Origin of the sequence: Kocuria sp. LUK, assembly GCF_021012935.1 — a bacterium.
Taxonomy (GTDB): Bacteria; Actinomycetota; Actinomycetes; order Actinomycetales; family Micrococcaceae; genus Kocuria; species Kocuria flava.
Genome location: NZ_JAJMZI010000006.1, coordinates 96702 through 114173, shown reverse-complemented (window position 1 = coordinate 114173; position 17472 = coordinate 96702). Strand labels below are relative to the sequence as shown.

General features: G+C 75.4%; 15 protein-coding genes. 10 read left to right on the top strand and 5 right to left on the bottom strand.

Translation table 11 applies throughout. The features are described from left to right. Positions 1 to 107 precede the first annotated feature (107 nt). Entirely contained in the window at positions 108 to 1601 is a 1494-nt protein-coding gene (locus tag LQU92_RS12030) for an APC family permease (RefSeq protein ID WP_230780969.1), read from the bottom strand. Positions 1602 to 1796: 195 nt separating this feature from the next. Here LQU92_RS12030 and LQU92_RS12025 point away from each other — a divergent pair, with 195 nt between their 5' ends. From LQU92_RS12025 to LQU92_RS12010, 4 genes are all read left to right on the top strand, one after another. Then, positions 1797 to 3176, top strand: a complete 1380-nt coding sequence (locus LQU92_RS12025; protein WP_230780968.1) for an NAD-dependent succinate-semialdehyde dehydrogenase — start codon at positions 1797 to 1799, stop codon at positions 3174 to 3176. Positions 3177 to 3282: 106 nt separating this feature from the next. Beyond that, positions 3283 to 3618: a rhodanese-like domain-containing protein gene (locus LQU92_RS12020; RefSeq protein ID WP_230780967.1), complete on the top strand. Its 336-nt coding sequence runs from the start codon at positions 3283 to 3285 to the stop codon at positions 3616 to 3618. After that, positions 3615 to 4565 (top strand): prephenate dehydratase, encoded by a 951-nt coding sequence (pheA, locus tag LQU92_RS12015; protein WP_230780966.1) that lies wholly within the window; start codon positions 3615 to 3617, stop codon positions 4563 to 4565. Before LQU92_RS12020 ends, pheA begins: the two co-directional genes overlap by 4 nt. 146 nt (positions 4566 to 4711) lie before the next feature. Continuing rightward, entirely contained in the window at positions 4712 to 5056 is a 345-nt protein-coding gene (locus tag LQU92_RS12010) for a hypothetical protein (protein WP_230780965.1), read from the top strand. 25 nt (positions 5057 to 5081) lie between these two features. Here the strand turns inward: LQU92_RS12010 and LQU92_RS12005 are convergent, their stop codons facing one another. Next, a complete protein-coding gene (locus LQU92_RS12005; RefSeq protein ID WP_101850777.1) occupies positions 5082 to 6032 on the bottom strand; it encodes a diacylglycerol kinase family protein in 951 nt (316 codons plus the stop codon). A 98-nt stretch (positions 6033 to 6130) separates the two neighbouring features. Here LQU92_RS12005 and serS point away from each other — a divergent pair, with 98 nt between their 5' ends. The 6 genes from serS (at position 6131) to LQU92_RS11975 (ending at position 12304) form a co-directional block, all read left to right on the top strand. Next, positions 6131 to 7435, top strand: a complete 1305-nt coding sequence (gene serS / locus LQU92_RS12000) for a serine--tRNA ligase (RefSeq protein WP_230780964.1) — start codon at positions 6131 to 6133, stop codon at positions 7433 to 7435. Positions 7436 to 7509: 74 nt separating this feature from the next. Beyond that, complete coding sequence (locus LQU92_RS11995) at positions 7510 to 8517, top strand: HAD family hydrolase (protein ID WP_101850775.1); 1008 nt, start codon at positions 7510 to 7512, stop codon at positions 8515 to 8517. Between the two features lie 125 nt (positions 8518 to 8642). Next, a complete protein-coding gene (locus tag LQU92_RS11990; RefSeq protein WP_101850774.1) occupies positions 8643 to 9284 on the top strand; it encodes an ABC transporter permease in 642 nt (213 codons plus the stop codon). Next, complete coding sequence (locus LQU92_RS11985) at positions 9277 to 10518, top strand: ABC transporter ATP-binding protein (RefSeq protein ID WP_230780963.1); 1242 nt, start codon at positions 9277 to 9279, stop codon at positions 10516 to 10518. Before LQU92_RS11990 ends, LQU92_RS11985 begins: the two co-directional genes overlap by 8 nt. Positions 10519 to 10634: 116 nt before the next feature. Further along, positions 10635 to 11327, top strand: a complete 693-nt coding sequence (locus LQU92_RS11980) for an ABC transporter permease (protein WP_374229707.1) — start codon at positions 10635 to 10637, stop codon at positions 11325 to 11327. Further along, the gene (locus LQU92_RS11975; RefSeq protein ID WP_101850771.1) at positions 11324 to 12304 is read left to right on the top strand and encodes a glycine betaine ABC transporter substrate-binding protein; all 981 of its coding nucleotides are present in this window, start codon (positions 11324 to 11326) and stop codon (positions 12302 to 12304) included. The genes LQU92_RS11980 and LQU92_RS11975 overlap by 4 nt, the downstream gene beginning before the upstream one ends. Here the strand turns inward: LQU92_RS11975 and LQU92_RS11970 are convergent. Genes LQU92_RS11970 through LQU92_RS11960 form a run of 3 tightly spaced genes read right to left on the bottom strand, consistent with a single transcriptional unit; the run spans position 12262 to position 17275 of the window. Then, the gene (locus LQU92_RS11970) at positions 12262 to 12924 is read right to left on the bottom strand and encodes a hypothetical protein (RefSeq protein ID WP_101850770.1); all 663 of its coding nucleotides are present in this window, start codon (positions 12922 to 12924) and stop codon (positions 12262 to 12264) included. The two genes, LQU92_RS11975 and LQU92_RS11970, sit on opposite strands and share 43 nt — an antisense overlap. 50 nt (positions 12925 to 12974) lie before the next feature. Continuing rightward, positions 12975 to 13646: a hypothetical protein gene (locus tag LQU92_RS11965; RefSeq protein WP_143709835.1), complete on the bottom strand. Its 672-nt coding sequence runs from the start codon at positions 13644 to 13646 to the stop codon at positions 12975 to 12977. Continuing rightward, positions 13643 to 17275, bottom strand: a complete 3633-nt coding sequence (locus LQU92_RS11960) for a bifunctional RecB family nuclease/DEAD/DEAH box helicase (RefSeq protein ID WP_230780960.1) — start codon at positions 17273 to 17275, stop codon at positions 13643 to 13645. The genes LQU92_RS11965 and LQU92_RS11960 overlap by 4 nt, the downstream gene beginning before the upstream one ends. Between the last annotated feature and the right edge of the window lie 197 nt (positions 17276 to 17472).

The following is a 17472-nucleotide window of genomic DNA, read 5'->3' as shown; positions in this document are numbered from 1 at the left end:
GGGTGCACCTCCTCCCGGGCGCGAGCGGGCGCGCACCCGGGGCCAGCCTAGGCGCCGCCGGGCGGGGCGCCCGGCCCCGGGTGCCCGGCCGCGGTGCGGTGCCCGGCTCAGCCGCGGTCCCCGGTCCGGCCGCGGTCCCGGCCGCGCCGCCGCTCGACCTCGGCGACGAGCCGGTGCTCGGCGTCGGCGCCCGGGCGGATGCCGGTGGGGATGCGCAGCAGGAACACGAGCCCGAGCAGCCACCACAGCCCGAAGATCGTCCAGGCCGGGGCGCTGAGGAACGCGGGCATCCCGGGCAGGTAGAGGCTGATCAGCCCCAGGCACAGCACCACGGAGAGCCAGCCCAGGACCACGCCGCCGGGACCTCGCCCGCCGATCCGGAACGGCCGCTCCATCCCCGGCTCCCGCCGGCGCAGGAGCACGAAGACGACCGAGACCAGGGCGTAGGCGACCACGATCGAGGGCGAGCCGGAGTCCACGAGCCACCCCAGCATCTCGGCGCCGAAGAAGGGCGCCACGAAGGAGATGGCCCCCACGAACAGCAGGGCGTTGGCAGGAGTGCCGTACCGGGGGTGCAGCCGGCCGAACCAGGCCGGGACCATCCGGGAGTTCCCCAGCGCCCACAGCAGGCGGGACGCGCCCATGAGCAGGGAGTTCCAGGAGGTGAGGATGCCCGCGAGCCCGCCCGCGATGAGCAGGTTGGCCACGGCCGTGCTGCCGAACATGGCGCCCATGGCGTCGGCGACGGCGATGTCCGCGCCGGCGACGTCGGCGGCGGACATGGCCGAGGACGTGGTGAGCACGACCATGACGTACCACGCCGCGGCGAGCAGCACGGAGACCACGATCGTCCCGCCCAGCTGCCGGGCCGGCAGGTGCATCTCCTCGGAGACCTGCGGGATCACGTCGAAGCCGACGAACAGGAAGGGGACGGTGACGAGCACCAGGAAGAAGCCGGTGGTGCCGCTCGTGAAGAAGGGCTCCATGGTGGCGACCGAGCCCCGGGTGAACGCCCCGAAGAGCATCATCAGGCCCACGATCAGCAGGAAGAGGATCACGAAGATCTGCACCGTGGACGCGTGCTTGACGCCGCGGATGTTGATCGCGGTGATGAGCACGGCGGTCAGCGCCCCCACGAGGGCCCAGGTCAGGTTCACCTCGAAGCCGGCGACGGTCCACAGCGGGACCTGGCTCAGGCCGGGGAAGATGTACTGCACCGTGCGCGGGACCGCGACCGCCTCGAAGGCCACGATGGTGATGTAGCCGCCCGTGATGGCCCACGAGCCGACGAACGCCCACCGCGCGCCCATGCCCCGCAGCAGGTAGTTGTGCTCCCCGCCCGCGTAGGGCATGGCGGCGACCAGCTCGCCGTAGACGAGGCCGACGACGGCCATGATGAGCCCACCGGTCAGGAGGGCGAGGACGGCGCCCATGGTCCCGGCCTCGAGCAGCCAGTCGCCGGTGAGGATGACCCAGCCGAAGCCGATCATCGCGCCGAAGCCCAGGCCGATCGCGTCGAGCCGGCCGAGGACGCGCTTGAAGCCGTGGTCCTCGCGCTCGGGCGCCGCCGGCGGCACTCCTGCGGGGTCGATGGTGCTCATGGGCGGTTCCTCCCGTCCGGGGACGCCGTGGGGCGTCCGGCTCCTCGTGCCGGCGGGCTCTCCCGCGGCGCGTGAAACATAGACGGAAAATGTTTCGATCGTGTGAGCGGGCGGGCACGATCCGGCATCACGCCCTCGACGAACACCGGCGGGAGGCCTCGTCCGCGCCCCGGACCGGCCCCTAGGGTCGGGACCATGACCTACGCAACCGTCAATCCCGCGACCGGCGAGACCGTCGAGGAGTTCCCCACCGCGACCGACGCCGAGGTCCGCGACGTGATCGAGCGCTCCCACCGCGCCCACCTCTCCTGGCGCCGGACCCCCCTCGAGGAGCGCGCCGGGGCCGTGCACCGGCTCGCCGGGCTCTACCGCGAGCGCAAGCGGGAGCTCGCCGCGCTGATCACCGAGGAGATGGGCAAGCCGGTGCGCCAGGCCGTCGGCGAGGTGCTGCTCGTCGCCGACATCTACGACTTCTACGCCGAGCACGCGGCACGGTTCATGGCGGGGGAGCGGCTGGAGCCCTCGACCGGCGGCGACGCCGTGGTGGTGCTCGAGCCGGTCGGCACGGTCCTGGGGATCATGCCGTGGAACTACCCCTACTACCAGGTGGCCCGGCTGGCCGCGCCCAACCTCATGCTGGGCAACACGGTGGTCCTCAAGCACGCCCCCTCCGTGCCGCGCTCCGCCCGCGTGCAGGAGCAGCTGTTCCGGGAGGCCGGCTTCCCGGAGGACGTCTACCGCAACGTCTTCGCCTCCGACGAGCAGATCGCCGAGATCGTCATCCCCGCCCCCACGGTCCGGGGCGTGTCCCTCACAGGCTCGGAGCGCGCCGGCTCCGCGGTCGCCGCGGTCGCGGGCCGGCACCTGAAGAAGGTCGTGCTGGAGCTGGGCGGGTCCGATCCCTTCGTGGTGCTCGACGCCGAGGACCTGGACGCCGTCGTGGAGCGCGCCGTGCAGGGCCGTCTCGGCAACGCCGGGCAGGCGTGCACCGCCGCCAAGCGCTTCATCGTCCTGGAGGAGGCCTACGAGCCGTTCCTGGAGGCGTTCACCGCCGCGATGGGCGCCGTCGAGCCCGGGGACCCGCGGGAGAAGCGGACCGTGCTCGGCCCGCTGTCCTCCGTGGCCGCCCGCGACGGCGTGATGGCGCAGGTCGAGGACGCCGTGGCCAAGGGCGCGACCGTGCACACCGGCGGCCGGCGGCTCGACCGCCCCGGGGCGTGGATGGAGGCCACCGTCCTCAGCGGGGTGACCCCGCGGATGCGGGCCTGGGACGAGGAGATCTTCGGGCCGGTCGCGGTCGTGCACCGGGTCGCGGACGCCGACGAGGCCGTCGAGCTCGCCAACGGCTCGCCGTTCGGGCTGGGCGGGTCCGTGCACGGGGCCGACGTCGAGGCCGCGCGCCGGGTGGCCGAGCGGATCGAGTCCGGGATGGTCTTCGTCAACGAGCACACCGGCACCGCGCCCGACCTGCCCTTCGGCGGGATCAAGCGCTCCGGCGTGGGCCGCGAGCTGGGCCGCTCCGGGATCGAGGAGTTCGCCAACAAGAAGCTGATCCACACCCCGAAGCGCGGCTGAGCCCGGCCCCGCCGCCGGGGTGCCCCGCGCGGCGGGGGCGTCCCGGCGGCCCCTGGGGCGCACTAGGCTGGTGCGGGAACGACCGGCACGACGAGAGGACCGACCCGTGGACAACGTCGACAACCTGCCCAGCGCCTCGGTGGAGGAGATCCCCGAGGGCGCCGCGATCCTGGACGTGCGCGAGGCCTTCGAGTGGGAGGCCGGGCACATCGAGGGGGCCCACCACATCCCTCTCGGACAGCTGCCCGAGCGCTACGGCGAGGTGGACGCGGACCAGGACGTCTACGTGATCTGCCGCTCCGGCGGACGCTCCCTGAAGGCCACCGCCTGGCTGCAGCAGTACGGCTTCGACCCGGTCAACGTGCTCGGCGGGATGGGCGCGTGGGCGGACGCGGACAAGCCCATGGTCTCGGAGTCGGGCGAGACGCCGACCGTCCGGTGAGGTACGCCTACCTGGGACCCGCCGGGACCTTCACCGAGGCCGCGCTGCTGGGGGTGGAGGGTGCGCGGGAGGCCGAGCGCGTGCCCGTGTCCTCGGTGCCCGTGGCCCTCGCCGCGGTGCGCGCCGGCGAGGTCGACGCCGCGATGGTGCCCATCGAGAACTCCGTCGAGGGCGGGGTTACGGCCACGCTCGACGCGGTGGCCACCGGCAGCGAGCTGCGGATCGTGCGCGAGGCCCTCGTGCCCGTGCGGTTCGTGCTCGTGGCGCCCCCGGGGGCCGCCCTCGCCGACGTGCGCACGGTCTCCACCCACTCCCACGCCTGGGCCCAGGTCCGCGGCTGGATGGACCGGCACCTGCCCGGGGCCGACTACGTCCCGGCCTCCTCGACGGCCGCCGCGGCCCTGGCGCTGCTGCCCGGGACGCAGGACGGGCCGCGGGCGGCCGGCTTCGACGCGGCCGTGTGCTCCCCGGTGGTCGTCGAGCAGCACCCCGAGCTGACGGTGCTCGCCGAGGACATCGGGGACAACCGGGGCGCGGTCACCCGCTTCATCCTGGTCGCCCGCCCGGACGCGCCCCTGCCGCGCCGCACGGGCGCGGACCGCACGACCCTGGTCGTCCCGCTGTGGGAGGACCGGGCCGGCGCGCTGCTGGAGATCCTCGAGCAGTTCGCCACCCGGGGGGTCAACCTCTCGCGGATCGAGTCCCGGCCCACGGGCAACTACCTCGGCGAGTACTTCTTCAGCATCGACGTCGACGGCCACGTCCGCGACGCCCGGGTGGCCGACGCCCTCGTGGGGCTGCGCCGCGTGTGCCCCAGCACCCGCTTCCTGGGCTCCTACCCGCGCGCCGACCACAAGGACACCGGGGTGGCCGGGCAGCACTCCGACGGGGCGTTCCGCGAGGCCCAGGCGTGGGTCGCCGCGCTGCAGGGGCAGCGGCCCGCGTAACGGGGCGTCGCAGCCCGCCCCCCGGCTTGTTGGCCTTTGCGAACGCGGGCAGGATGGGCGGCACGGGCGCGACCGCGCCCGTGCCCCTGCCACCGGTGTCGACCGACCCCCCGGGTCGGGACCGGGCCCGACCCGGAGGTGCCGCCATGTCCGCTCCCGCCGTCCGCCGTCCCGCCCTGGCCCTCGCCCCCGTCCTGCTCGCCTGCGGCGCGGTGCTCGTCCCGCCGGCCGCGGCCGCGCCGCCGGCGGCCCCGGCGGCGGTCGTGCGCGCCGAGGTCGCACCGGCCCCCGGCGAGGACGCCGCCTCCCGCGGCGACGCGCCGGGCGCCGAGCGGGCCCGCACGGAGCCCGCCTCCCGGGTCACCGGGCCCCTGAAGTCCCCGGTCGCCGACCGCGGCCGCGGCCCGCTGGCCGTGGTCGCGCTGGCGGTGCTCGCCCTCATGGGCGTGTTCGTCGTGGGGCTCAGCCGCCGGCCCGCGCCCGCCGAGTGAGCCCGGCCCGCGCGCGGCCCGGCCCCTAGGAGGGGCGGTCGGCCTGCGAGGGCGGCACCCGGACCTGGAGGGCCCCGGGGCGGATCTCCGACTCGAAGGCCGTGAGCACGCCCGTGCCGTCCCCGTCCACCTGGGACTCGATCGGCTCGTGGAACTCCACGCGCACCTTCCGCGCGGCGAAGAACTCGATCACGGGCAGGTCCCGGCGCTGCCGGAAGACCACCTTCGCGGCCATCAGCGCCCACTCCAGGGTGCTGCGCGGGGACATCACGACGACGTCGAGGACGCCGTCGTTGATCTTCGCCTGGGGCACGAGCACCATGCCGGCGGTGAGGATGCCGCAGTTGGCGGCCATCACGGAGCGCACCCGGCGGCTCTGCCACTGCCCGTCGTCGATGCGGAAGCGCGCCCAGCGCGGCGGGGCGAAGAGGTGGCGCACCCCCGCCTCGCCGTAGGCGGCCCAGCCCACGAGCCGCTTGAGCTCGTCGCGGGTGTCCGTCATGATCTGCGCGTCGAAACCCGCACCGCCCATCACGCAGAACGCGTGGTCGGCCACGGTGCCGTCGACGAGCTCGGTGCGGAAGGTCGCCATGTCGATCGCCCGCTCCTCGCCGAAGAGCGCGATGTCCACGGTGCGGTGGGGGTCGCCGAGGTCCGCCCCGAGATTGCGGGCCAGCAGGTTGCCGGTGCCGAGGGGCAGCAGCCCCAGGGGGACGCCGGTGCCCATCAGCGTCTCGGCCACGGCGCGGACGGTGCCGTCGCCGCCGGCGGCGATCACGAGGTCCACCCCGTGCTCGAGCGCCTCCCGGGCCATCGAGAAGCCGGGGTCGTCCTCCTCCGTCTCGAGGAACACCGGGTCGGGGAACCCACCCTTGCGGCACGCGATGACGATCGCGTCCCGTGCGGCGCCGGCCTCCTCCTTGATCGGGTTGACGACGACGGCGACCCGCTGCGGGGCGGGGGGCGTGAGGTCCACGGACGGCTCCTCGGGTCTCGGGGCGGGAAGACCGCACGGGTGCGGCGGCAGGCCCAGCGTAACCCGGCCCGCCGGGCGGACTTCGGTACGCTGTCGGGGTGATCGACATCAACCAGCTCCGTGAGTACCCCGACGTCTTCCGCGACTCCCAGCGCGCCCGCGGCGCCGACGTCTCCCTGATCGACCGGATCCTGGAGGCGGACGTCGAGCGCCGCGCCCTGATCACCGCCGCCGAGGGGCTGCGCGCCGAGCAGAACGCGTTCGGCAAGCAGGTCGCGCGGGCCCAGGGGGAGCAGAAGCAGGCCCTGCTCGCCCAGGTCAAGGACCTCGCCGGGCGCGTCAAGGAGGCGCAGGCCGCGGCCGAGGCCGCCGGGGCCCGGCTGGAGGAGCTGGTCTCCGTCGTGGAGAACCTCGTGCTGCCGGGGGTGCCCGTGGGCGGGGAGGACGACTACACCGTGCTGCGCACCGTCGGGCAGCCCCGCGACTTCGCCGCGGAGGGCTTCGAGCCCCGCGACCACCTCGCGATCGGGGAGGCGGTCGACGGCATCGACATGGAGCGCGGGGCCAAGGTCTCCGGCGCCCGGTTCTACTTCCTCAAGCGCGACGTCGCCCGGCTCGAGACGGCCCTGCTGCTCATGGCCCAGGACCTGGCCCTCGACGACGGCTTCGTGCCGATGACCACGCCGAACCTCGTGCGCCCGGAGGTGATGAGCGGCACGGGCTTCGACGTCGCCCACTCGGAGGAGATCTACCACGTGGGCAAGGACGAGCTCTACCTCGTCGGCACCTCCGAGGTGCCCCTGGCCGGCTACCACGCCGACGAGATCCTCGATCTCGCCGAGGGCCCGCTGCGCTACGCCGGGTGGTCCTCCTGCTACCGGCGCGAGGCCGGCTCCGGCGGCCGGGACACCCGCGGGATCATCCGCGTCCACCAGTTCAACAAGCTGGAGATGTTCGTCTACTGCGCCCAGGAGGACGCCGCGGCCGAGCACGCCCGGATGCTGGCCCGGGAGGAGGAGATGCTCGCCCGCTGCGAGCTGGCCTACCGCGTCATCGACACCGCGGCCGGGGACCTCGGCGCCTCGGCGGCCCGGAAGTTCGACTGCGAGGCCTGGGTGCCGACCCAGGGCCGCTACCGCGAGCTGACCTCGACCTCGAACTGCACCACCTACCAGGCGCGCCGGCTCAACGTCCGGGAGCGGATGCCCGCGACCACCGGACCCGACGGCCGGCCCCGCAAGGGCGGGACCCGCGCGGTGGCCACGCTCAACGGCACCCTCGCCACGACCCGCTGGCTCGTGGCGATCCTCGAGACCCACCAGCAGCCCGACGGCTCGGTCCGGATCCCGGAGGCCCTGCGCCCCTACCTGCGGGGCCAGGAGACGATCCCCGTCCGGCGCTGAGCCGTCGCCGCGCGTTCGTCGCACGTTCACCGATCGCGGACATCCTGGCCACCCTGTCGGTGTGGTGTGGCACCATGTCCCGCATGACTCAGGAAAAGACCGCTGGCACCGAGGACCAGCACGAACTCGTCGGCATCAACTCCACCGTCCCGCTGCGGGTGGAGCACTCGGACGACCTCACCGAGCACGCCGGCGGCACCGCCGCGCCCACCGGGCACCGCTCCGCCGCCGACATCCACGTCCCCCTCCGGATCCACCCCGTGCGCACCAACGGATGGCGCAAGGAGACCGGGGTCAGCTACCTCGTGGCCCTCGACGTCGACGGCACCCTCGTCGACCACGACGGCCACATGTCCCCGGCCGTGCGCGAGGCCGCCCGGGCGGTGCGCGCCGCCGGCCACCACGTGGTCGTCTCGACCGGCCGGTCGAAGGGCGCCACCCTGCCCGTCGTCGAGCTCATCGGCCAGGAGAGCGGCTACGCCGTGTGCTCCAACGGCGGCATGACCCTCGAGCTGGACCCCGCGCTGCCCGAGTACCACCGGGTCCTTGAGTGCGTGTCCTTCGACCCCGGCCAGGCCCTCGAGGCCCTCGAGCGGCGCCTGCCCACCGCGAAGTTCGCCCTCGAGACCGAGGACGGCTCCTTCTACTCCACGGAACGGTTCCAGGACTCCTCGTTCGGCATCGAGGCCGTCGGCGTGGACCTGCACGAGCTCGCCGGGATGAAGGCCGTGCGCATGGTCGTCTACAGCACCGAGCACACCCCCGAGGAGTTCGCCCTCGCCATCGACGAGGCCGGCCTGCACGGGGTGACCTACTCCGTGGGCTGGAGCGCCTGGCTCGACATCGCCGCCAACGGCGTGAGCAAGGCCAGCGCCCTCGAGCAGGTCCGGCGCCGCCTCGGCGTGGACCCCGCCCACACGATCGCGATCGGCGACGGCCGCAACGACATCGAGATGCTCGACTGGGCCGCCCGCGGCGTGGCCATGGGCCAGGCCCCGGACGAGGTCGTGGCCGTGTGCCACGAGGTCACCCACAGCGTCTACGACGACGGCGCCGCCACCGTCCTGCGCACCCTGCTCTGAGCGCGCCCGGGCCCACGGTCCGGTCCGCGGCCGGCCCGGCGGATCCGGAAAGCGCACCCGTGCCGGTGTAACGTGGACCACCACGCCGGTGGACGAGCTGCCGGCCCCGAGGCGAGGAGCGGACCGTGCTCGAGTACGTCGCCGACCGCTGGGAGCAGATCCTCTTCGCGAGCTGGCAGCACTTCTCCCTGGTGCTCCAGTGCCTGGTCCTGGCGACCGTCCTCGCCGTGGCGGTCGCGGCCCTGTGCTACCGCTCCCGGCGGCTGACGAGCGTGGCCAACAACGTCTCCGCCGTGGGGCTGACCATCCCCTCCTTCGCGCTGATCGGCCTGCTCATCGCCCCGCTGGGCTTCGGGGTGGCCCCCGCGGTCGTGGTCGTCACCTTCTTCGCCGCCCTGCCGGTCCTGCGCAACGCCCTCGTGGGTCTCGCCGGGGTCCCGCACGAGACGGTCGAGGCCGCCCGCGGGCTGGGCATGAGCCGCGCGGCGACCTTCCTGCGCGTCGAGCTGCCCATGGCCTGGCCGGTGATCCAGGCGGGGATGCGCGTGTCCGCGCAGATGGTCATGGGCGTGGCCGCCATCGCCGCCTACGTCCTCGGTCCGGGCCTGGGCGGGTTCATCTTCTCCGGGCTCTCCCGCCTCGGCGGCGCCAACTCCCTCGCGTCGGTCGTCACCGGCGTCGTCGCCGTCGTCGTCGTCGCACTCCTCCTGGACGGGCTGCTCGTGCTGCTCGGCCGGCTCACCACATCGCGAGGTATCCGTGTCTGATCCCGTTCCCGCCACCGGCCGCGACTCCTCCGTCACCGGGGCCCGCATCCTCCTGGAGAACGTCTCCAAGCGCTACCCCGGGCAGGCCCGGGCCGCCGTCGACGGCCTGACCCTCGAGATCCCCGCGGGCAGCACCGTCATGCTCGTCGGGCCCTCGGGCTGCGGCAAGACCACCACGCTGAAGATGATCAACCGCCTGATCGAGCCCACCGGGGGGCGGATCGTCATCGACGGCCGGGACGTGACCGACATGAACGGCGACGAGCTGCGCCGCGGCATCGGCTACGTCATCCAGGCCGGCGGGCTGTTCCCGCACATGAGCGTGGCCACCAACATCGGCATGGTCCCGAAGATGCTCGGCTGGGACAGGCAGCGCATCGCCGCCCGCGTGGACGAGCTCCTCGAGCTCGTCTCCCTCGACCCGGCCGTCTACCGCGACCGCTACCCCCGGGAGCTCTCCGGCGGGCAGCAGCAGCGCGTCGGCGTGGCCCGGGCCCTCGCCGCGGACCCGCCCGTGCTGCTCATGGACGAGCCCTTCGGCGCCGTGGACCCGATCACCCGCCAGCGGCTGCAGGACGAGCTGATCAACATCCAGCACGAGCTGCAGAAGACCATCGTGTGCGTCACCCACGACTTCGACGAGGCCGTCAAGCTCGGCGACTGGATCGCGGTCTTCGACGAGGGCGCCCGCGTCGTGCAGTACGACGCCCCCGAGCGGATCCTCGCCGAGCCGGCGGACGAGTTCGTCGAGGACTTCATCGGCTCGGGGGCGGGGCTCAAGCAGCTGACCCTCACCCGCGTCCGGGAGGTCGACCTCGTCCCGGCGGTCACCACCCGCCCCGGCGAGGACGTCCGGGCCGTGCTGCGCCGGGCCGACGAGGCCGGCACCCGCGACGTCGTCGTCGTGGACGACCGCGGCCGGCCGCTGTCCTGGCCCTCCCGCCGGCAGCTGGAGCGCGTCGGGACCGTCCCGGGGGAGCGCAACGAGCGCCTGCCCCTCGTCGGCACGAACTCCACGCTCAACGACGCCCTGGACACGATGCTCGTCTCCAGCACGGGGGCCGCGCTCGTGGTCGGGGCGCGGGACCGCTTCGAGGGCGTCATCTACGTCGAGACCGTCATGGCGGCTATCACCGAGGCCCGCCGCTCCGTGGCCGCGGAGGACGCGCCCCTCGGGCACAACACGGGGGAGCTGCCCGCCGTCGACGCGACCCCGGGGGGTGGGGGCCGGTGAGCACCCGCACCGAGGGCCCCGCCGCCGCGGAGCAGGACCCCGCCGGCACCCCGGCCGGGGGCCGGGCCCCGGCGGACCCGGACCGGCGCACCTGGAAGGGCCTGCTCCTGCAGCCGCTGGCGATCCTCGCCGCGCTGGGCCTGCTCGTGCTGTGGCTGTCCACCGCGGAACTGACGGAGACGGAGGCCGTGACCCTCAGCCCCGCGTCGCTGTGGGGGCTGACCGTGGAGCACCTGCAGCTGACGGCCGTGGCCACGGCCGTGGTCCTGCTCATCGCGATCCCGGCCGGGATCCTGCTGACCCGCCGGCCGCTGCGCGTCCTCACCGGCCCCGTGATCGCGCTGGCCAACGTCGGGCAGGCCGCCCCGGCGGTGGGCCTGATCGTGCTGTTCGCCTTCTGGTCCGGCTTCGGCTTCCGGGCGGCCGTGGTCGCCCTGATCGTCTACGCGCTGCTGCCCGTCCTGAAGAACACCATGGTCGGGCTCGACGGCGTGGACCGCAGCCTCGTCGAGGCCGGGCGCGGCATGGGCATGAGCGCCGCCTCGGTCCTGCTGCGCGTCGAGCTGCCCCTGGCCGTGCCCGTCATGCTGGCCGGGGTGCGCACCGCGCTGATCCTGGTGGTCGGCACCGCCACCCTGGCCACCTTCGTCAACGGCGGCGGGCTCGGGCTGCTGATCACCACCGGGGTCAACCTCAACCTCGTGCGGGTGCTGGTCGCCGGCTCGATCCTCGTGGCGCTGCTGGCGCTGAGCATCGACTGGATCGGCCGCGTCGTCGAGCACGTCGCCCGCCCGAAGGGACTGCGATGAGAACCCCCCGCGCCGCCGCCGGCGCCCTGCTGGTCTCCGCCGCGGGCCTGCTCCTGAGCGGGTGCGGGCTCGAGCCCTCGACCGCGTACATCCCCGCCGCCGAGCCCGGCTCCATCCCGGTCGTCGAGGGCGCCGAGGACACCGAGGTCCGCGTGACCTCGAAGAACTTCACCGAGCAGCTGATCCTCGGCAAGATCGCGGTGCTCGCCGTCGAGGCCGCGGGCTTCGAGACCGAGGACATCACCAACGTCCCCGGCTCCCAGCCCGTGCGCGAGCTCATGCTCGCCGGGGACGCCGACCTGACGTTCGAGTACACCGGCACGGCCTGGCTGACCTACCTCGGGAAGGAGACCGGCATCCCGGACCAGCAGGAGCAGTGGCGGGCCGTGCGCGAGGCCGACCTCGCCAACGGGCTGACGTGGGGCGAGCCCGCCGCGCTGAACAACACCTACGCCATGGCCGTGCGCTCCGAGTACGCGCAGGCCAACGGCCTCGAGACGGTCTCGGACATCGCGCGGCTGCCGGTGGCCGAGCGCACCTTCTGCGTCGAGTCCGAGTTCAACTCCCGCAGCGACGGTCTCACCCCGCTGCTCGCCCACTACGGCCTGGACCGCGGCAGCGAGGTCCCCGAGGACAACATCGGCATCTACGACACCGGGGCCATCTACTCCGCCACCGACGCCGGCGAGTGCAACTTCGGGGAGGTCTTCTCCACGGACGGGCGCATCCCGGCCCTGGACCTGACCGTCCTCGAGGACGACCGCCAGTTCTTCCCCGCCTACAACGCCGCACCCGTCTACAGCTCGCAGCTGCTCGCCGAGCACCCCGGGCTCGAGGACGTCATGGAGCCGATCGCGGCGGCGCTCACCGACGACGTCATGCAGGAGCTCAACCGCCAGGTGGACGTCGAGGGGCGCGACCCGGCCGACGTCGCCTACGAGTGGATGGTGGCCGAGGGGTTCCTGGTCGAGCCCTGAGCCGTCCCGCCGGGGCCGTCGCCCGCCAGGCACAGCTCCAGCAGCCGGGCGGCCGCGGGGCGGGCGTCCTGCTCCTCCTGCCACAGCGACCGGGCCACGGCCTTCGACACCGCCTGCGGGGTGATCCCCAGCTCCGCCGCCACGACCTTCTGCTGCCCGCGCGCGCCGGGGACCAGCAGGTCCACGACCCGCCACTCCGCCGCGGAGCGCTCCACGACCAGCCGCCCCAGCAGCCGCAGCACCGCCTCGGCCCGGGCCGCGGCCGCGGCGTCCTCGGCGGCCACGCACACGGGCACCCGCCCGCCGGCGCGGGCGGCCCCGGCGGCCCGCCGGGCGTGGTCGACGCCCGGGCCGCCGGCCCGCAGCCCGCTGCGGCCCTGCGGGTCGGTCGCCGGCTCCAGGTGGACCGGGCCCACCCCGAGGCCCACGCGCGCCCCCTCCCGCAGCCCGGCCAGGGCGGCGGCCACGGCGGTGCCCGCGTCCTCGACCAGGCCCTGGACCACGTGCTCGCGCACCCGCTGGAAGGGGGCGGCGGCGTCCAGGCCGGCGAGCCGGCGCAGCAGGGGCGGGACCGGGTCGGCGGGCCCGCGGCGGTGCTGCTCCAGGGTCACGACGTACACCCTCCCAGTATCGGGCACGCGCGGGCGCCGTCCCGGCGGCGGGGCCGGGCTCACTCCCAGAACCGCGGCTCGATGTCCGTCCCGCGGGCGATCAGCTCGTCCTCGAGCGGCTCGCGGCAGATCAGCGGCAGGCGCAGGCACCCGATCCGGTCGTCGGGGCCGAAGTAGGCGCTGAGCCGGTCGAAGCCCAGGCGGAACAGGGCCAGCTCCTTGCACAGCTCGGCGACCTCCAGGACGTCGGCGTCCGCGCCGAGCACCCAGAAGGAGTCCGGGTCGGTGAGCTGCAGCAGGCCCACGGGCGAGCCGGCGTCGTCGTTCTCGGTGCCCGCCCACCCCGGCACGCGCAGCCACCCGCCCGGGGGCGCCGCGCCCAGGGCCGGGGCGAGGGGGTCGTACTCCCAGGCCCGGGCCCGCTGCAGCCACACCGGGGGAGCGGGCAGGTAGAGCGGGTCCTCGAGGTCCGCCGGCCATCGGGCGGTCGCGAACACCCCGGCGTCCACCCGGTCCCAGAACTGTGCGGCGGTCAGGTCCGTGCCCACGCTGTTGAGGGCCGCCCCCGGTTCCCCGGCGGACATCCCGTGCCAGTGCGTGGGACGGGTCTCCGTGCCCCCGGCGCGCAGCAGGGCGTCGAGCTCCTCGAGGTGGGCCGGCTCCCCCAGCACCACGGTGCGGGCCTCGAAGTGGAGGACGTAGGGCACCCGCGCGCCCCGCCGGGTGCTCACGGCGTCCCCGCGGGCTCCCCGCGCCGGCACAGCCGGGCGAACCGGCCCAGGACTCGCAGCCCCTCCGGGGTGGCCGGCAGGTGGTCGGTCAGGCCGGGGGAGCGCACGAGCACGGCGCACCACTGGCCCCGGGAGACGGCCACGTTGATCCGGTTGGGCATGAGCAGGAAGTCCGCCCCGCGACCGCTCGCGGCGCTCGAGGCGGCCATGGTGACGATGACGACCGGCGCCTCCTGGCCCTGGAACCGGTCCACGGTCCCCACGCGCACGCCCGTGCCGTCCGGCGCCCGCAGCCCGGCGCCCTCGAGGGCCCGGGCCACGAGCTCCACCTGGGCGTTGTAGGCGGCCACGACGAGCACGTCCTCGGGGCCCAGCGGCACGGGCGGCTCGTCGGGGCCCGGGTGCCAGGGGGTGCCCACGAACCCGCGGGCGAGCGCCACCACGCGCTCGGCCTCCTCGGGGGAGGCGGTGGCGTTGCCCGTGTGGGGCACGTAGCACGTGCGCAGGCCCGGGGCCACGCCGGTGAGGGCGCGGCGGGAGGCGGCCGGGGCGGAGCCGAGCCGGCCCGCGTAGGAGAGCTCGGAGACCGGCTCGCACAGCCGCGGGTGCATCCGCCAGGTGCGGTCCAGGAAGTACCCGTGCTCGGCGGGCAGGGTCGGGGCCCCGCGGGAGAGCCAGCCCAGGGCGGACTCGTCCACGGGCAGCGGGTGGGTGCCCTGGGAGACCTGCGGCAGCTGCTGGGGGTCGCCCAGCAGCAGCAGCCGGGGCGCGGCGCGGGCGACCGCGAGCGTGTTGGCGAGGGAGAACTGCCCGGCCTCGTCGACGACGAGCAGGTCCAGGGCGCCCTCGTCGAGGTTCTTCGCGCTGGAGAAGTCCCAGGCGGTCCCGCCCACCACGGCACCGCCCTCGTCGAGGAACCGGGCGAGGTCCTTGCCCGCCACCCGCTCCCAGGCCACCTCCCGCTCGGCGGTCTCACCCGCGGCGGGCTTCTTCGCGACCCGCTCCCCGGGCACCCCGCCGCGGCCGACGACGCCGGTCAGCAGGTTCTCGACGACCGCGTGGGACTGGGCCACGACCCCGATCCGCCAGCCCGCCGCCACGAGGCGGCCGATGACGTGGGCGCCCAGGAAGCTCTTGCCGGAGCCGGGCGGGCCCTGCACGGCCAGGCAGCCGCGCTCGAGCCCGCGCAGGGCGGTGACCGCGGCCGTGATCGTGCCGTCGGCCCCGGGCCCCGGCACGGGCAGGGGCCCGCCGGCCGGGCGCGGGGCCCGGCGCAGCAGCAGGTCCACCCCGGGGTGGTCGGGCAGCTGCGGCAGGGCGTCGGCGGTGCGGGCCGCCAGCGCCTGCAGCGACTCCTCGAGGGAGGCGGTGGCGACGGGCGTGGCCGGGGTCAGCGCCAGCGGCAGCCCGGCCCACGGCTCGGGGGCGGGGGCACCGCGGGGCCGGCGCAGCCGCTCCCGCACCACGACCACCGCGCCGCCGTCCGCGCGCTCCTCGACCTCCTCGACCCGGCCCGTCCACTCCCCGGCGCGCCCGCTCGCCCGGGCCGCGGCGTCCTCGGCCAGGTGCGCGGGCACCGGCGGGCCGTACAGCAGGAACAGCCCGTCCGTGCCGGGGCGCACGGTGGAGCCCTCGCCGAAGCGGCCCGACAGGCGCAGCAGCCGGGTCGGCGCGGCCCGGGGGCGGTCGGGGTCCGCGGCCCAGTCCCGGAGCACCTCGCCGCGGGAGACCACGAAGACGTCGCGGGTCTCCTCCCAGTCCTCGACCGGGGCCTCGAGCCGGTCGTAGTGCGACCACCAGTACTGCTTGCGCTCCCGGCGGTGGTAGCCGGTGGCCGAGGCGACCATCGCCACGGCGGTGCGTCCGGCCTCGCCCAGCGCCCCGGCGCACCCGGGGTCGTCGAGGGCCTCCCGCAGCCGCCGCTCGGGCTCGGGCAGCTGCTCCCCGGGCACGTCCCCGGGGGCCCCGAGGACCTCCTGGACCGGGCGCCCGGCGTGGTCGGCGGGGTCCGGGGAGATCCCCGCGAGCCCGAGCAGCCAGTCGCGCAGGCGCAGGGTCGAGAGGCAGTCGTAGGCGTTGTAGTCGGCGATCCCGGCCAGGATCCGCCGGGCCTCCTCCTCGCGCCCGGCGTCACGGGCCGCGCACCAGTCGGCGTGGGCGACCACGGAGGCCCCGGCGTCGACGACGTCGCCGGTGCGCAGCCGCTCGCCCATGTAGAGCGGCTCGAGCTGCTTGATCGAGTAGGAGCTCGCCGAGACCCGCAGGCTCGCCCGCACGGTGTCGTAGAGGTCCACGAGCACGCCCTCGCGCAGCAGCTCGTCCACGGCGTCCTCGCCCACGGCGTGGGCCAGGGACAGCCGGCGCAGCGCCGCCTTCTCGTAGTCGGCGTAGTGGTAGACGTGCATCCCGGGGTGCTCGGCGCGGCGCCGGGCGAGGTAGTCGAGGAACTCCCGCAGGGCCTCGCGCTCGCCGTCGCGGTCGTGGGCCCAGAAGGCGCGGAAGACCGGCTCCGCGCCGGGGGAGGGGGGCTGCTCGACGACGCCGAAGAGGTACTCCAGGCCCCAGGACGACGGGTCGTGCGGGTCCTGCCACAGCGGGTCGCCCTCGAAGTCGAAGAACACGTCCCCGGGGTCGGGCGCCGGCAGCCGCCGGACCGGCTCGCGGGAGACCACCCGCCACGCGACCCTCCGGCGCGCCCCGTCCCGTTCGTACTCCACGGCGCCGTCCTCGCGGCCCCGCCCCGTCTGCATCGCCGCCTGGTCCCGCAGCCGCCGCAGCGCGGCGGGCAGGCGGCCCCCGGGCGGATCGGGCAGGACGGCCAGCTCGTCGACCGTGCGCACGCCGTGCTGGTCCCGCAGGGTGCGCCGGGCGCGCCCGGACATCCCCGCCGTCAGCAGCAGGTCGCGGTGCCCGGCGACGGCCCGCGCGCAGTGCTCGCAGCGCCCGCAGCGGCCCACGGCGTCGTCGTGCCAGTCCACGGGCGACTCCTGGGCGCGGTGCGCGGCCGCGGCCGCGGCGAAGCGCTCGCGGTGCTCGCGGTGGACGGCGAGGAACTCGGCCACGGGGAAGGAGGCCTCGGTGCGGTCGCCCAGCACGAGCACGACCTCCGGGGCCACGGGGACCCCGGCGCGCTCGAGCTGGTCGGCGTAGGCGGCCAGCTGCAGCAGCGCGGTGACCTTGGCGTGGCGGGCGAGCTTGGTGTCGTGCACGGCGTAGGAGCCGTCGGGGCGGCGCACGAGGAAGTCCGCCCGGCCGTGGAGGGCGCCGTCGAAGAAGGAGGCCTGGAAGACCACGTCCGCGCCCGCGCGCAGTGCCGCGAGGGTCTCCTCGTGCTTGGCCACCAGCGCGGCGCGCTCGAGGGTCCGGGCCGGGCGCACCTCGTGCACGCCGCGGCCGGTGGCCGGGTCCCACCGGCCGTGGGCGGCCAGGTGCTCCTCGAGCACGCGCAGCTCGTGGGCGTCGCCGAGGGCGGCCGTGCGGGCGAGCATCGGGTCGCGCTCCTCGGCCCGGCGCGGGGCGCGGCCGAGCTTCTCGTCGAGCACGCTCAGCGACGCGAAGGGGCACTGGGCGGCGCGGACCAGGTCGCTCGCGGAGAAGACGAGGTCGGCCTCGGGGCCCAGCAGGAACATGCGCTTCCTTCCGACGGCGCCGGGTCGGTCCCGGGCTGCGCGTCCATCGAACCACAGGGGCCGGACGCCGCAAGGAGCCGGGGAGGGCGGCGGGCGGGGATCGGCCGGCAGGCGCGGGGCCTGCCGGCCGACTCCCGCGGCCCGGGACCCGGGCGGCGGGACCGACCGGGAGAGGTCGGGGGACGCGGCACGGGTGG

Bases quoted from the DNA above. Each gene is read 5' to 3' on its own strand.
- LQU92_RS12030 (WP_230780969.1), bottom strand. From the start codon at position 1,601: ATGAGCACCATCGACCCCGCAGGAGTGCCGCCGGCGGCGCCCGAGCGC.
- LQU92_RS12025 (WP_230780968.1), top strand. From the start codon at position 1,797: ATGACCTACGCAACCGTCAATCCCGCGACCGGCGAGACCGTCGAGGAG.
- LQU92_RS12010 (WP_230780965.1), top strand. From the start codon at position 4,712: ATGTCCGCTCCCGCCGTCCGCCGTCCCGCCCTGGCCCTCGCCCCCGTC.
- LQU92_RS11995 (WP_101850775.1), top strand. From the start codon at position 7,510: ATGTCCCGCATGACTCAGGAAAAGACCGCTGGCACCGAGGACCAGCAC.
- LQU92_RS11975 (WP_101850771.1), top strand. From the start codon at position 11,324: ATGAGAACCCCCCGCGCCGCCGCCGGCGCCCTGCTGGTCTCCGCCGCG.
- LQU92_RS11960 (WP_230780960.1), bottom strand. From the start codon at position 17,275: ATGTTCCTGCTGGGCCCCGAGGCCGACCTCGTCTTCTCCGCGAGCGAC.